13 protein-coding genes and 2 pseudogenes are annotated in these 15,115 nt (G+C 74.7%); 12 read left to right on the forward strand and 3 right to left on the reverse strand.

What is annotated here, in order from left to right:
* The first annotated feature begins 174 nt into the window (after positions 1-174).
* On the forward strand, positions 175-942 hold the full coding sequence (locus ACZ58X_RS25135) for a polyprenol monophosphomannose synthase (protein ID WP_470335857.1): 768 nt from the start codon (positions 175-177) through the stop codon (positions 940-942).
* A 126-nt stretch (positions 943-1,068) separates the two neighbouring features.
* On the opposite strand, the gene ACZ58X_RS25140 is transcribed toward ACZ58X_RS25135, so the two are convergent.
* Positions 1,069-1,479 (reverse strand): winged helix-turn-helix transcriptional regulator, encoded by a 411-nt coding sequence (locus ACZ58X_RS25140; RefSeq protein ID WP_470335858.1) that lies wholly within the window; start codon positions 1,477-1,479, stop codon positions 1,069-1,071.
* A gap of 107 nt (positions 1,480-1,586) precedes the next feature.
* Between ACZ58X_RS25140 and ACZ58X_RS25145 the strand changes: the two genes are divergently transcribed.
* The 11 genes and pseudogenes from ACZ58X_RS25145 (at position 1,587) to ACZ58X_RS25195 (ending at position 13,062) form a co-directional block, all read left to right on the forward strand.
* Entirely contained in the window at positions 1,587-2,234 is a 648-nt protein-coding gene (locus ACZ58X_RS25145) for an FMN-dependent NADH-azoreductase (protein WP_470335859.1), read from the forward strand.
* 110 nt (positions 2,235-2,344) lie between these two features.
* Complete coding sequence (locus tag ACZ58X_RS25150) at positions 2,345-3,409, forward strand: MBL fold metallo-hydrolase (protein ID WP_470335860.1); 1,065 nt, start codon at positions 2,345-2,347, stop codon at positions 3,407-3,409.
* Between the two features lie 17 nt (positions 3,410-3,426).
* A pseudogene (mobA, locus tag ACZ58X_RS25155) lies at positions 3,427-3,999 on the forward strand (molybdenum cofactor guanylyltransferase); the annotation flags it as partial.
* Between the two features lie 113 nt (positions 4,000-4,112).
* A pseudogene (locus ACZ58X_RS25160) lies at positions 4,113-4,394 on the forward strand (DUF6457 domain-containing protein); the annotation flags it as partial.
* Positions 4,391-5,599, forward strand: coding sequence for a molybdopterin molybdotransferase MoeA (locus ACZ58X_RS25165; protein WP_470335861.1), 1,209 nt, complete (start codon positions 4,391-4,393; stop codon positions 5,597-5,599). The pseudogene ACZ58X_RS25160 and the gene ACZ58X_RS25165, both read left to right, overlap by 4 nt.
* Complete coding sequence (locus ACZ58X_RS25170; RefSeq protein WP_470335862.1) at positions 5,596-6,654, forward strand: potassium channel family protein; 1,059 nt, start codon at positions 5,596-5,598, stop codon at positions 6,652-6,654. The genes ACZ58X_RS25165 and ACZ58X_RS25170 overlap by 4 nt, the downstream gene beginning before the upstream one ends.
* 36 nt (positions 6,655-6,690) lie before the next feature.
* On the forward strand, positions 6,691-7,668 hold the full coding sequence (locus ACZ58X_RS25175; protein ID WP_470335863.1) for an NAD(P)H-quinone oxidoreductase: 978 nt from the start codon (positions 6,691-6,693) through the stop codon (positions 7,666-7,668).
* Between the two features lie 150 nt (positions 7,669-7,818).
* Complete coding sequence (locus tag ACZ58X_RS25180; protein ID WP_470335864.1) at positions 7,819-8,652, forward strand: hypothetical protein; 834 nt, start codon at positions 7,819-7,821, stop codon at positions 8,650-8,652.
* Between the two features lie 304 nt (positions 8,653-8,956).
* Entirely contained in the window at positions 8,957-9,571 is a 615-nt protein-coding gene (locus tag ACZ58X_RS25185) for a bacterial proteasome activator family protein (RefSeq protein ID WP_470335865.1), read from the forward strand.
* 255 nt (positions 9,572-9,826) lie between these two features.
* Complete coding sequence (locus tag ACZ58X_RS25190; protein ID WP_470335866.1) at positions 9,827-11,233, forward strand: protein kinase domain-containing protein; 1,407 nt, start codon at positions 9,827-9,829, stop codon at positions 11,231-11,233.
* Positions 11,234-11,499: 266 nt separating this feature from the next.
* Positions 11,500-13,062 carry a protein kinase domain-containing protein gene (locus ACZ58X_RS25195; protein ID WP_470335962.1) on the forward strand — a complete coding sequence of 521 codons (1,563 nt, stop codon included), beginning with the start codon at positions 11,500-11,502 and terminating at the stop codon, positions 13,060-13,062.
* A 4-nt stretch (positions 13,063-13,066) separates the two neighbouring features.
* Here ACZ58X_RS25195 and ACZ58X_RS25200 read toward each other — a convergent pair whose 3' ends face one another.
* Positions 13,067-14,170 (reverse strand): phosphotransferase enzyme family protein, encoded by a 1,104-nt coding sequence (locus tag ACZ58X_RS25200; protein WP_470335867.1) that lies wholly within the window; start codon positions 14,168-14,170, stop codon positions 13,067-13,069.
* 64 nt (positions 14,171-14,234) lie between these two features.
* Positions 14,235-14,894 carry a response regulator transcription factor gene (locus tag ACZ58X_RS25205; RefSeq protein WP_350506572.1) on the reverse strand — a complete coding sequence of 220 codons (660 nt, stop codon included), beginning with the start codon at positions 14,892-14,894 and terminating at the stop codon, positions 14,235-14,237.
* Positions 14,895-15,115 lie beyond the last annotated feature (221 nt).

Here is a 15,115-nt window from a genome sequence, read left to right on the forward strand (position 1 = left end):
GGTCCGACCGGCGGTTCCCGGGCGCGGTAGTAGAATGCCAGGACGCAGTAGTATCCGCCCCCCGCAGCATTCTCCACCGCGGTCATCCCGTCGGCGGGCTGTCGGCGGGGCCGCGTTCCAGAGTGCGGGCGACGGTGTTCTGACACTCCCCGCCATCGGCCGAGAGGTTTGTACGTGACCGTGAACCAGCAGAGTTTTGCTGATCTCGGCAGGGTCCTGGTGATCATCCCGACCTACAACGAGGCGGAGAACGTCGAGCGGATCGTCGGCCGGGTCCGTGCCGCGGTGCCCGAGGCCCACGTGCTGGTCGCCGACGACAACAGCCCCGACGGCACCGGCGAGCTGGCCGACAAGCTGGCCGCCGAGGACGACAACGTCCACGTCATGCACCGCAAGGGCAAGGAGGGCCTGGGCGCCGCCTACCTCGCGGGCTTCCGCTGGGGCATCGACAACGGCTACGACGTCCTGGTCGAGATGGACGCGGACGGCTCGCACCAGCCCGAGGAGCTGGACCGGCTGCTGAGCGCGCTGCGCGGCGCCGACCTGGTGCTCGGCTCGCGCTGGGTGCCGGGCGGCCGGGTGGTGAACTGGCCGAAGTCGCGCCTGCTGCTCTCCCGCGGCGGCTCGACCTACTCGCGGCTGATGCTGGGCGTGCCGATCCGGGACGTCACCGGCGGCTACCGGGCCTTCCGCAAGGAGACCCTGCTGGGCCTGGGCATGGACGAGGTGGCCTCGGCCGGCTACTGCTTCCAGGTCGACCTGGCCTGGCGCACGGTGAAGGCCGGCTTCAAGGTCGCCGAGGTGCCGATCACCTTCGTCGAGCGCGAGCTCGGCGCCTCCAAGATGAGCCGCAGCATCGTGGTCGAGGCGCTCTGGCGGGTGACCTCCTGGGGTGTCGCCGACCGGGTGTCCCGGGCGCGCGGCGGTGCCGCGCAGGGCTGAGCCGCCCGCTGATCGTGTGAAGGGCCCGTCCGCCGGGATACGGCGGACGGGCCCTTCGTCGTACCCGGGGCGGCCCGCCGGTGAGCGGTCGGGGTCCGGCCGGTCGGCAGCCGGGGGACCGGTCGGTCAGCAGCCGCCCCGGAGGGCGCTCTCCGGCAGGTAGCGGTCGGCCCAGACGGCGAGTTCGTTGAGGGCCGGTTTCAGCGCGACGCCGCCCTCGGTGAGCCGGTAGCTGACCCGCAGCGGCGGGCCGGGGTCGACCTCGCGGACGACCAGTCCGGCCTCGGTCAGTTCGGTCAGCCGGTCGGAGAGCATCCGCTCGCTGATGCCCGGCACGGCGCGGCGCAGCTCGGAGAAGTAGGCCGGGCCGCCGTTGTTGAGCACGCCCAGCAGCATGCCGGTCCAGCGCTTGCCGAGCAGGGTGAACACCCGGTTGAGGGCCAGGTCGACCTTGGCGCAGCCGCCGCGCGCGGCAGGGGCGGCGCACGCGTCGACCGCGGTCGGTACTGCGTCGGTCACTACCTCGGGCTCGGCCATGGATCCAGCGTACTCGACCCGGCACTAGTGACTGCAGAAAAGTAAGCTGCTACCGTACTTGCAGCTGCGAGGGAAAAGGCAGCTACTAAATTCTCTGGAGGTCCGGCATGCCCACGCTTCTGCACATCGACTCCTCGGCGCTCACCGACGGCTCCGTCTCCCGCGAGGTCACGGCCGCCTTCCGGGCCGCCTGGGAGGCCGAGCACCCCGGTGGCACGGTGGTCCACCACGACCTCGCCGCCGACCCGCTGCCGCACCTGGACGCCGCCGGCATCACCGCCGGATACCTCCCGGCCGAGGCGCGCACCGCCGAGCAGGCCGCCGCCTTCGCGGTGCGCGAGCGGCTGATGGTCGAGCTGGAGACCGCCGACGCGGTGCTGATCGGTGCCCCGATGTACAACTTCACGATCCCGTCGACCCTCAAGGCCTGGCTGGACCAGGTGATCCTGATGGGCCGCACCGCCGGCGAGCAGCCCTCCGCCAAGGGCACCCCGGTCACCGTCGTCGCCTCCCGCGGCGGCTCGTACGGCCCGGGCGCCCCGCGCGAGCCGTACGAGTTCGTCACCACCTACCTGGAGAAGGTGCTGGCCGGCGGACTCGGGCTGGAGGTCGACTTCATCGTCCCGGAGTTCACCATGGCGGCGAGCGTCCCGGCGCTGGCCGAGTTCGTCCCGGCGGCCGCCGAGTCCAAGGCCAAGGCCCTGGAGCTGGCCGCCGCCCGGGGCAAGGAGTCGGCCGCCCGGGCCACGGTGTGACGTGCGCCGGAAGGCGTGCCCCACCGGGCGCGCCTTCCGCGCAATCGGCCGCCGGTGCTCCCATGCTGTAGGGCGCAGGAATTCCGACCGCCGACCAGAGGGAGCAGCCCGTGACGTCGTCCCCGCCCGAGGAGAGCGCCGGCGCGGAACGGGTGGACGCCGAGCCCGTCGCGGCCGGACTCCCCGACGACACCGAGCGGACCGCCCGGCCGCTGGAGGTCGCCGTCTTCACCGGGCCCGAGTCGGCCTTCTTCGCCACCTCCACGCTGATCCTCGGCGAGCACACCGCGATCCTCGTCGACGCCCAGCTCACCCGCAGCGCCGGGCGCGAACTGGCCGAATGGGTCGCCGGCAAGGGCCGCCGGCTGCTCGCCATCGTGGTCACCCACCAGCACCCGGACCACTACTTCGGGGCCGAGGAGGTGCTGAGGCTCTTCCCGGACGCCCAGCTGCTGGCCGCCCCGGCGGTGGTCGAGGGCATCCGGCGCACCGTCGCGGCCAAGGTCGCCCAGTGGAAGCCGGTCTACGGCGACGACATCCCGGACCACCCGCTGGTGCCCGCCCCGCTGCTGCCGCAGCCGCTGATGCTCGACCGCCAGGTCATCCCGGTGCTGCTGGTCGGCCAGGCCGACTGCGGGGAGTCCACGGTCGTCCACGTGCCGAGCATCCGGACCGTGATCGCCGGGGACTTCGTCTGCAACGGCACCCACGTGTGGACCGCCGACACCACCCCGGCCCAGCGCACCACCTGGGGCCACAACCTCGGGCGGATCGCCGACCTCGGCGTGGACCGGGTGATCGCCGGGCACCGCGCCCCCGAGCAGGGCGACGACGCGGCCCGGGTGCTCGCCTTCACCGGGGAGTACCTGCGGGACTTCGACCGGCTGCTCGCCGAGCACCCGGACGACCCGGAGGCGCTGGTCACGGCGATGAACGAGCGGTACGGGGAGCTGACCCTGCCGTCCTTCCTGGACCTGGGGGCGGCCGCCAACACCGCCCGGGCCGCCGCGGCTCCGGCGGTCGAGTCGGCCGACTCGGTCGACTCTGCCGCCGGGGCCGAGACCGGGGCCGAGGGTGAGGACGAGACGGCCGAGACCGCCGAGACCGCCGAGACGGCCGAGACGGCCGGGGCCGGGGCCGAGGGCGGGACGGACCGGGACGGGGACGGCCGGTAGGGCGGGATACTGGCCGCATGACGACGCCGTACGACGTGATCGTTCCGGCGGGCGGCGCGGCCCGGCGGCTGGGCGGCGTCGACAAACCCGCCCTGACCGTCGGCGAGACCACCCTGTTGGACCGGGTGCTCGCCGCCTGCACCGGCGCCCGGACCACCGTGGTGGTCGGTCCCGCCCGGCCCACCGCGCGCCCGGGCGTCCGCTGGACCAGGGAGCAGCCGCCCGGCGGCGGGCCGGTCGCCGCCGTCGCGGCCGGGCTCGACCTGGTCACCGCGGACACCGTGCTGCTGCTCGCCGCCGACCTGCCCTTCCTGGACCGCCGCACCGTGGACCGGCTGGCCGCCGCCCTCGACCGGGCCGGACCGCACGCCGACGCCGCCGTACTGGTCGACGCGGGCGGCCGCGACCAGCCGCTCGCCGCCGCCTACCGCACCGCCCCGCTGCGCGCCGCGCTCGCCGGGCTCGGCGACCCGGCCGGGCAGCCGCTGCGCCGCCTGGTCGGCGGGCTGACCGGGCTGCGGCTCGCCGACACCGACAACGTCGCGTACGACTGCGACACCTGGGAGGACCTGGAGCGGGCCCGGGAACGGGAGAAGTCCTGACCGGGGCGCCGGCGGTGAGCGGGCCTCACCGGGCCGGGTCGTCGGTCGTGAGGGAACCGACGCGCGCCGCACACGGGGAGAACACCTCGGGGAAACCGCCGATCGGGCAGCATGGGCGCATGGAGCGCACGCTGGAAGACTGGATCGCCGAGGTCAAGGCCGACCTGGGCATCGACCTGGACGTGGACGTCCGGGGACTGCTCGACCTGGCCCGGGTGGTCGCGCACGGGGTGGCCCGGCCCGCGGCGCCGCTGACCGCCTTCCTGATCGGCTACGCGGCCGCGCAGCGGGGCGGCGGGGCGGAGGCCGTGGCCGAGGCGTCCCGGCGGACCGCGGCGCTCGCCGAGCGGTGGAGCCCGGCCGACGGCCCGGGGGAGCCGTGAGCGAGGTCGGACGGACCACCGTGACCGTCCCCGCCACCGGCCCCGGCGTGCTGAGCTGGTCGCGCGCCCGGGAGGCCGCGCGCCGGGCCGGGCTGCGGCCGCTGCCGGTGATCGGGCTGCCGCTGGCCGAGGCGCTCGGGCACGTCCTCGCCGAACCGCTCGGCGCGCTCACCGACCTGCCCGCCTTCGACACCTCCGCGATGGACGGCTGGGCGGTCGCCGGGCCGGGGCCCTGGCGGGTCACCGGCCGGGTGCTGGCCGGCCGTACCGAGGTGGCGCCGCTGGCCGACGGCCACGCCGTCGAGATCGCCACCGGCGCCCAACTGCCCTCCGGCGCCACCGCCGTACTGCGGCGCGAACACGGCCGGGCGGAGGGCACACTGCTGCGCGACAGCGGCCCGCAGCAGCTGACCACCGGCCAGGACGTCCGTCCGCGCGGCCAGGAGTGCCGCCGGGGCGAGGAGTTGCTGCCCGCGGGGACGGTGATCGGGCCGGCCGTGCTCGGCCTGGCCGCCGCCTGCGGCCACGACCGGCTCGCCGTGCGCCGCCGTCCGGTGGTCCAACTGCTGGTGCTCGGTGACGAGTTGCTCGACACCGGGATCCCCGGGCCGGGACTGGTCCGGGACGCGCTCGGCCCGCTGCTGCCGCCCTGGCTGCGGGCGGCCGGCGCCGAAGTGGCCGAAGTCCGTTGCGTCCAGGACGACTTCGGGCTGCTGCGGGACGCCCTGCGGCACTCCACCGCCGACGTCGTGGTCACCACCGGCGGGACGGCCGCCGGTCCGGTGGACTTCCTGCACCGGGCGCTCGCCGAGGCCGGCGCCCGACTGCTGGTGGACGGCGTGGCCGTCCGGCCCGGACACCCCATGCTGCTGGCCGAACTCACCGGCGGGCGCCACCTGGTGGGCCTGCCGGGCAACCCGCTCGCCGCCGTCGCCGGCATGGTCACCCTGGCCCTGCCGCTGCTGCACGGCCGGGGCGGCCGGGCGGCCGGCGCGCCCGCGCTCGCCCCGGCGGCCGTCCTGCTGCCCGGGCACCCGGTGGACACCCGGCTGCAACCGGTGCGGCGCACCGCCGGGGGCGTGGTGCCGCTCGCCTTCGACGGGCCCGCGATGCTGCGCGGCCTCGCCCGGGCCGAGGCCCTGGCTGTCGTCCCGCCCGGCGGGGCGGCCGCGGGGGAGACCGTCGAACTGGTGGAGGCCCCATGAGCAGGTTGCGGCGCATCTCGGCGCCGGGGACGGAACCGTGGGCGGACGCCGGGATCGTGCTGCCCGCGCGCCGCACCGCGCCCGCCCTCCGGCAGGTCGGCTCGCGGCTGCTGCTCGCGCTGTTCGTGCTGGTCGCCACCTCGGTGATCGTCTACCTCGACCGGGCCGGCTACCACGACAACGCGGGCGGCGAACTCAGCTTCCTGGACGCGGCGTACTACGCCACCGTGACGCTCTCCACCACCGGCTACGGCGACATCACCCCGTACAGCGACGGCGCGCGGCTCGCCAACATCTTCGTGATCACCCCGCTGCGGGTGGTGTTCCTGATCATCCTGGTCGGCACCACGCTGGAGGTGCTCACCGAACGGACCCGCCTGCAATGGCGGTTGAACCGCTGGAGGTCCACCGTGCGCGAGCACACCGTCGTCATCGGCTTCGGGACGAAGGGGCGCAGCGCCGTCGACACCCTGCTCGGGCAGGGGGTCAAGGCGGAGGAGATCGTCGTCGTCGACCCCCAGCGCAAGGTGATCGAGCACGCCTCGCAGCACGGCCTGGTCGGGGTGGTCGGCGACGCGACCCGGACCGACACCCTGGTGCGGGCCGCCGTCCCCGCCGCGGCCCGGATCGTGGTCGCCCCGGAACGGGACGACACGGCGGTGCTGATCACCCTGACGGCGAGGCAGCTGAACAAGGGCGCCACCGTGGTCGCGGCCGTCCGGGAGGACGAGAACGCACCCCTGCTGCGGCAGAGCGGCGCCGACGTCGTGGTCACCAGCTCCAGTTCGGCCGGGCGGCTGCTCGGGCTGTCCATGCTCAGCCCGCACGCCGGGGCGGTGATGGAGGACCTGCTGACGTACGGGAACGGGCTGGACGTGGTCGAGCGTCCGGTCACCCGGGCCGAGGCGGGGCACAGCCCGCGCGAGTGCGAGGAACTGGTGGTCGCGGTGGTGCGGGGCCGACGGGTGCTCAACTACACCGAGCCGGAGGCCGCCGTGCTGCAGCTCACCGACCGGGTGATCGTCATCAAGTCGGCCGCGCAGGGCGGGGCCTGAGCCCCGGAGCGCCGTGCGCCGCAGTAGGTTCGGGGCATGCATGCGATGACGATTCCCGTACCCGGCGGCCCCGAGGCACTGGTGTGGGCCGAGGTCCCCGACCCGGTGCCCGGCGAGGGCGAGGTCCTGGTCGAGGTGGCGGCCACCGCCGTCAACCGCGCCGACCTGCTCCAGCGGCAGGGCTTCTACAACCCGCCGCCCGGCGCCTCCCCCTACCCCGGGCTGGAGTGCGCCGGGCGGATCGTCGCGCTCGGCCCGGGCGTGGCCGGCTGGGCCGTCGGCGACGAGGTGTGCGCGCTGCTGGCCGGCGGGGGCTACGCCCAGCGGGTCGCGGTGCCGAGCGGGCAGCTGCTGCCGCTGCCGAAGGGGCTGAGCCCGGAGCAGGCCGCGGCCCTGCCGGAGGTGGCCTGCACCGTGTGGTCCAACGTCTTCCTCACCGCGCACCTGCGGCCGGGCGAGACGGTGCTGCTGCACGGCGGCGCGAGCGGGATCGGCACGATGGCGATCCAGCTGGCCAAGGCGGTCGGCGCCCGGGTCGCGGTGACGGCCGGCAGCGCGGCGAAGCTGGCCCGGTGCACCGAGCTGGGCGCGGACATCGCGATCGACTACCGCGAGCAGGACTTCGTCGAGGTGCTCCGGGAGGCCACCGACGGGGCCGGGGCGGACGTGATCCTGGACATCATGGGGGCCAAGTACCTGCAGCGGAACGTGGAGGCGCTGGCCGTCAACGGACGGCTGGTGATCATCGGGCTGCAGGGCGGGGTGAAGGGCGAACTCGACCTCAACGCGCTGCTGCGCAAGCGGGCGGCGGTGATCGCCACCAACCTGCGCGGGCGGCCGCTGGCCGAGAAGGCGGCGATCGTGGCGGCGGTGCGGGAGCACGTGTGGCCGCTGGTGGAGTCCGGGGTGGTGAAGCCGGTGGTGGACCGGGTGCTGCCGTTGACCGCGGTCGCCGACGCGCACCGGGTGCTGGAGGCGGGGGAGCAGGTCGGGAAGGTCGTCCTGACGGTCTGAGCGGCGGGGCGGCGGGGCGGGGGCGACGGGGGCGGACGCTGCCGCGGTGTCCGAAATGCCGCGATTGTCGGACTGTGTGAGGCTGGTGCGGAGCTGTCCCGCTGCCGAACCCGCCTCCGGGCGAGGTCGGCCGTCGGAAGGACTCCGACCGTGGCCGCACCCCCGCACGTCGTCCTCGGGCCGCTGCCCGCCGTGCTCCACCACCGTCCCGACCACTGTGCCCGCCGTCCCCGCCGCGCCCGCCCGACCGGTCGGGCCCGGCGGCTGGTCGCGGCGGCCGCGCTGGGGCTGACGCTCCCGCTGGCCGTCGCGACCGCCGCGGTGGCGGCCCCCGTGCCGGGTGCCTCGGCGCCGGCGGGCGCGCGGGCGGACGCCCCGGTGCCGGACGCCCCGGTGCCGGACGCCCCGGTGCCGGACGCCCCGGTACCGGGCGGCGAGGAGCAGCAGTCCGATCAGTCCGATCAGTCCGATCAGGCGGACCAGTCCGACCAGGCGGACGGGGTGGACGGCGCCGACCGGGCCTGGTTCGCACCGAAGGCCGCCCCGCCGCAGTACGGGGTGCCCGACCGGTCGCGCCCGGACCTCGCCGAGCTCAGGGCCCACCGCCACCACCCGGCCGCCGCCCTGGAGCGGCCCGACCAGGCCGTCGAGCAGGTGCCCGACCAGGCGCCGGACCGGGCTCCCGCGCAGGCCCCGGACCAGGCCGTCGAGCAGCCCCCCGCGCAGGCCCCCGAGCAGGCCCCGGACCAGGGCGCCCAGGCCGACCGGCCGGACCCGGCCGCGGACACCCCGGACGCCCAGGACCCCGCCGCCGACCAGGACACCGTCACGACGGCCGCCCAGCCGGTGGCGGCCACGGCCGTCACGGCGGTGCTCCCCGCCCGCTGGCAGGACCCCTCCACCCTCCAGCTGCCGCTGGGCGTGGGCCTGGGGCTGATCGGCTGCGGCCTGGGACTGGTCGGGCTGCGGCTGCGGAAGGGCTGAGCGGGCGGTGCCGCGGAAGGCCCGGGCGGGGCGGTGGCGTGGAGGTTCGGTGCGGGTTCGCGGGGGACGGGCCCGCGGCGAGGGGTGGGTTTCGCGGGGTGGTCGGGGAGGTGCTGTGTGCGACCGGGGTGGCGCGCGGGACGGCGTACGCGCGGGCGCGGACGGTCGGGGCGGGGCGGGAACTGAGTATCCGTACGGATACCCGGGCGGGCCGCGGGGGCGTACCGTCGTCACGGGTGGCGCAGGACGGCGGGACGCACGGGGGCTTCCGCCCGACCAACCCCAGTGAGAGAGAATGTTGTTCATGACGAATCCGATGAACGAGCGCTCGTCGCAGGAGCCCTTCCGGGCCGCCGGCGGGCAGTCGCAGGACGGCCAGAAGGTGCTGATCGTCGGACCGGACGGGCTGCCCGTGGGACCGGGGTTCGCCGGGGCGCCGATCGAGGGGGACGAGGACGCGGACATGCCGCGCGAGCTCCCGGTGACCGAGATGGTCGAGCAGCCCGCCAAGGTCATGCGCATCGGCAGCATGATCAAGCAGCTGCTGGAGGAGGTCCGGGCGGCGCCCCTCGACGAGGCCAGCCGGGTCCGGTTGAAGGACATCCATGCCAGCTCGATCAAGGAGCTGGAGCTCGGGCTGGCCCCGGAGCTGGTCGCCGAGCTGGAGCGGCTCTCGCTGCCGTTCACCGACGACACCATCCCGACCGAGGCCGAGCTGCGGATCGCCCAGGCCCAGCTGGTGGGGTGGCTGGAGGGCCTGTTCCACGGCATCCAGACCGCCCTGTTCGCGCAGCAGATGGCCGCGCGGGCGCAGCTGGAGCAGATGCGGCGCGCGCTGCCGCCCGGGCTGCACGGCGGCGAGCCGGACGAGGAGGAGCCGGGCCAGGGCCGCGGCATCCGCTCCGGCCCGTACCTGTAGCCGGCCCCGGGGCCGGACGTACCGCGACGATCCGCCCCGGAGCGGGGCACGGGGACGGGGCGCCGACGGTCCGGGGGCGGGAGCGCCCCTGGACCGATCACCGTCGGCGGGAGCCGATACCCTGACCCCTGTCGCAGGCCGGTGGAGCCGCCGCGACAGGGGTTCGCCGGGCCGGCGGGCCGGGCCACCACGCACGGACGAGACCGAACGTCACGGTTGCGGCAGGACCACCGCGCCGAGGGGGAGCAGAGGACCATGAGCGAGCACGGCAACGCGGCGGCCGGGGGCTTCTCCCTGGGCAACGGCCGCTATGTGCTGCAGCGGCTGCTGGGCGAGGGCGGCATGGCCTCCGTGCACCTCGCGTACGACAGCGTGCTGGACCGGCAGGTCGCGTTGAAGAGCATGCACAGCGAGCTGGGCCGGGACGACTCGTTCAAGGAGCGCTTCCGCCGCGAGGCCCAGGCGGTGGCCCGGCTGGAGCACCCGAACATCGTCACGGTGTACGACAGCGGCGAGGACGTCGCCCCGGACGGCTCCAGCACGCCGTACATCGTCATGCAGCTGATCGACGGCAAGGGGCTGCGCGAGGCGATCAACGAGGCGGTCGCCCAGTACGGCGCGATGCCGGCCGACGAGGCCCTGAAGGTCATCGTCGGCGTGCTGAACGCGCTGGAGGCCTCGCACGACATGGGCCTGGTGCACCGCGACATCAAGCCCGGCAACGTCATGTTCGACCGCAAGGGCAACGTCAAGGTCATGGACTTCGGCATCGCCCGGGCACTGGAGTCCGGCGTCACGTCGATGACCCAGACCGGCATGGTGGTCGGCACCCCGCAGTACCTGTCGCCCGAGCAGGCCCTCGGCAAGCCGGTGGACGCCCGCTCCGACCTGTACTCGGTCGGCGTGATGCTCTTCGAGATGCTCACCGGCCAGCTGGTCTTCGACGGCGACTCGGCCTTCTCGATCGCCTACAAGCACGTCCAGGAGGAGCCGCCGGCGGCCTCCAGCCTCAACCGGTCGATCACCCCGGTGGTGGACGCCTTCGTGGCGCAGGCACTGCGCAAGGACCCGGCGCACCGGTTCCAGAGCGCGGCCGCGATGCGGGACGAGGCCGAGCGGCTGATCGCCGAGTTGAAGGGCGGCGGAGCCGGGCACGCGCTGCAGGCCAGCTCCCCGCTGGTGATCAAGGAGGGGCCGCGCTCGGTGCACGCCACCCCGCAGGCGCCGCAGACCCCGCACCCGTTCCCGCAGCAGCCGCCGCAGCCGCAGTACCGGACCCCGCCGCCCGCCTACCAGACGCCGCACCCGCAGTACCTCCAGCAGGGCGCGCCGCAGGCCCAGCCGCAGTACCGGACCCCGCCGCCCGCGTACCAGACCCCGGTCCCGCAGGCCCCGCACACCCCGCAGCCCTTCCAGCGGCCGATGCACACCCCGGGCCCGCAGCCGATGCCGCCGTACCAGCAGCCGAAGCCCAGCGGCGGCGGCTGCTCCACGGCCTTCGTGGTGATCGCGATCATCGTCGGTGTGCTGGTGCTGGCCGGCATCATCATCGCGATCGTGGTCAACAAGGCGCAGAACAACACCAACGGCAAGTTCCACTCCGAGCGCCCGGCCGCGGTCGTGGTGGTGGACCCGCAGGCCGACCGGGGCGGTCTGCTCTGACGGATTCCCGCTCCTCCGCGCGTGTCACGGGTGCGCGCCGGAAGCGGTAGCGTTCGGGGACACGTAAGCGACAGGGCACCGCGAATCCGAGCGAACGCCCGGGGCGAGGAGCGATGGCACAGACGCAGCAGCCGGACGACGAGACGGGTGCCCGAGCGAACGGCCGGACCGGCGGCACGCCGAGGATCCCCGAGCCGGGCAGCGAATCAGCGACCTCCGCGCTGCCGCCGTTCGGCGGTTCGCAGACGCCGGGCCGCGGGGTGCCGATGGGCACGGTCGGCGACGGCCGCTACCGGCTGACCCACCGGCTCGGCCGCGGCGGCATGGCCGAGGTGTTCGCCGCCGAGGACGTCCGGCTGGGCCGCACCGTCGCGGTCAAGCTGCTGCGCGGCGAGCTGGCCCAGGACGACATCGCCCGGGTGCGCTTCACCCGCGAGGCGCACGCCGTCGCGGCGCTCAACCACCACTCGATCGTCTCGGTCTACGACACCGGCGAGGAGTACGTCGGGGACGAGTCCACGCCGTACATCGTGATGGAGCTGGTCGAGGGCCGGACCGTCCGCGAGCTGCTGGCGGACGAGGAGGCGCCGCCGGTCGACCAGGCGCTGATCATCATCGCCGGGGTGCTGGAGGCGCTGGCCTACAGCCACCGCAACGGCATCGTGCACCGCGACATCAAGCCCGCCAACGTGATCATCACCAACGCCGGCGCGGTCAAGGTGATGGACTTCGGCATCGCCCGGGCGCTGACCGGCGGGGCCACCACGATGACCCAGACCGGCATGGTCATGGGCACCCCGCAGTACCTGTCGCCCGAGCAGGCGCTCGGCAAGCCGGTCGACCACCGGTCCGACCTGTACGCGGCCGGCTGCATGCTCTTCGAACTGCTCACGCTGCGCCCGCCGTTCACCGGCGACACCCCGCTCTCGGTGGTCTACCAGCACGTCCAGGACCCGCCGATGCCGCCCTCGCAGGCCAACAGCCGGGTGCCGGTCGGCCTGGACCCGCTGGTGCTGCGCTCGCTCGCCAAGAACCCGGACGACCGCTTCCAGGACGCCGACGAGTTCCGCGCCCACCTCCAGCACGCGCTGCGCGAGATGCACGGCGCGGGCGGGGCCGGCTGGGTCGGCGCTGGCACCGGGCTGCCCGGGGACACCGGGGCCACCCAGGTGCTCCGGCCGGACCAGGCGGGCGCCACCCAGGCCTTCGGCGCGGTCGGCGCCGGGGACCAGACCTCGGTGCTGCCGTACTCCACGGGCGGCCCGCACACCCCCTCCCCGTACCAGGGCGGCGGCTCGTACGGCGGTGGCGGCGAGGACGACCACGGCGACCACGGCGGCCGGCGGCGCGGGCCCTGGGGCTGGGTGGCCGGCGGGATCGCCGTGCTGGTCGCGGCCGGGGCCGGGATCGCCTTCGCGCTCAGCGGCGGCGACGCGAAGACGCCCGTCGTGCCCAACACGCCGGAGCCGGCGGTCAGCACCGTCGAGTCGACCACGCCGACCCAGAGCGGCCAGCTGACCCCGCCGCCGTCGACCTCCGGCAGCCGGCGGCCGCAGCTGCCGAGCGACCCGGGGACGTACGGCGGGAGCGGCGGCGGGGGCGGCAACAACAACATGTCGCCGTCGCCGACGGGGAAGCACACCCCGACCCCGACGCCTTCGGCCACCCACACGCCGACCGCCTCCGCGACGGCGACCGGTGGGGCGAGCTCCACGGCGTCGGTGCCGGCCGGCGACGGCTCGACGCCCTCGAAGTCGGCTCCGCCGACGAAGCCGTCCGGCGGCGGGGGCGTGGGCGGGGCCACGCTGCCGCCCCCCGCCAACCCCTGACGGATCAGTTGGCGAAGGCGTCCAGGACCTGCTCGTACTCCTGGCACCACCACGCCAACTGGCCCGCCGAGGCGGGGTAGAGCGGGTCGGCCCGGTGGTCGGCCCGCTGGTAGCGCCACTGCAGCATCCAGAAGTCGTTCAGCCGCTCCCACCAGACCCGGTGGACGGCGGCGGCCAGGTGCTCGGCGGTGGCCGCGCCGGAGGCCCGGTAGGCCTGGGAGTAGCGGCGGACCCGGACCAGGTCGAGGGTGCCGGTGGTGCGGTCGTTGAAGAGCAGGGTGGCGGCCCGGACGGCCTCCTCGGCGCGTGGCTGCGGGCCGAGCTTGTCCCAGTCGAGTACGGCGGTGACCCGCTCGCCGCCGTCCGGGCCCGCGGTGTGGATCAGGTTGAGGCCGTGGAAGTCGCCGTGGGTCCAGCCGGTGGGCGGGGCGGCGAGCGGGTCGGGCCGTCGGTGGGCGTGCTCGGCGAGCAGTTCCAGCCGTTCGTCGAGCCGTCGGACGACGAGGGCGTCCAGGTCGCCGTTCGGGCGGTGCTCGCGGGCGTGGCGCCGCAGGTCGCGGGCCAGTTCGGCACTGTCGAGGGGGTCGGCGCTGCGGTAGCCGTCGGGCTGGTCGAGGGGGGCGCAGACGTCGTCGAGCGCGCCGTGCAGTCGGCCGAGCAGCGCGCCGAGGGCGTCGCACTGCGGCGGTTCCAGCTCCGTACCGTGCCGGTGTCGGCCATCGGTCCAGGGGAACAGGGCGAACAGGCGGCCGTTCAGGCCGGCCACCGTCGCGCCGCGGTCGGAGCAGCTCAGCGGGGGTGCCACCGGCAGGCCGAGGGCGTGCAGGTCGGTCATGGCGCGGTGGTGGGCGAGGATCTTCGGGCGGTTGGCGGTGGCGGCGTCGACGTAGCACTTCAGGAAGTACGCGCCGGCTTCGGTGGTGACCCGGTAACCCCGGTTGAGCAGGCCTTCGGCGACCGGTTCGGCGGTGAGCAGCCGCCCCACCCGGAAGCGGGCCAGGACCTCGGCGAGTGCGCTGCGCGGTACCGGTGGGCTGAGGGTCCCTATCGGCGGTGCGGAGAGGTCGGGGCGGGCCGGGGCGCAGGCGAGGGTCTGGCTGAAAGTCACGTGCAGAGGTTATGGCCCCCTGGTGGGGGCCCTTGACAAACCGTCACATGTGTGAAGGACCGTATCAGTACTGATGATCGGCCTGGTGCCGCGCCACGTACGCCGCCGCCTGGGTGCGTCGCTCCATGCCCATCTTGGCGAGCAGACTGGAGACGTAGTTCTTCACCGTCTTCTCGGCCAGGTGCAACTCGTTGCCGATCTGACGATTGGTCATCCCCTCGCCGATCAGATCGAGGATCCGCCGCTCCTGCTTGGTGAGTTGGGCCAGCCGCTCGTCCTCCTTCTCGCCGCCGTCGCGCAGCCGGGCGAGCACCCGGCTGGTGGCGACCGGGTCGAGCAGGGAGCGGCCGGCCGCGACGTCCCGGACGGCGGTGATCAGGTCGGTGCCGCGGATCGCCTTCAGGACGTAGCCGGAGGCGCCGGCCATGATCGAGTCGAACAGCGCCTCGTCGTCGGAGAACGAGGTCAGCATCAGGCACTTGATCTCGGGCAGCCGGGACCGGATCTCGCGGCAGACCTCGACCCCGTTGCCGTCCGGCAGCCGGACATCGAGCACCGCGACGTCGGGGTGGACCGCGGGGATCCGGGTGAGCGCCTCGGCGGCCGTGCCGGCCTCGCCGACGATCTCGATGTCGTCCTCGACCGACAGCAGGTCGTGCACGCCCCGTCGGACGACTTCGTGGTCGTCGAGCAGGAACACCCTGATTTGTCCGTTATCAGTCACGCCCAAAGCCTCCCATACCACCGTACAAAAGGCCTATCGTCCCCAGTGCCGTAAAGGCGTGATCCAGCCACACCCGACCGAAACCGATACCGAGAACCCCCTTACGTACGGGCTTCCGCCCGGATAACGTGCGCTGGTGTCCTGAAGGCGCTCGAATTGAGAGCTGCGTCACGCCGACCGTCACCCCCACCCTTCCGACGGCGAGCCGGGCGCGGCACCCT

The sequence above is a fragment of the Kitasatospora sp. NPDC040550 genome, from assembly GCF_055594965.1.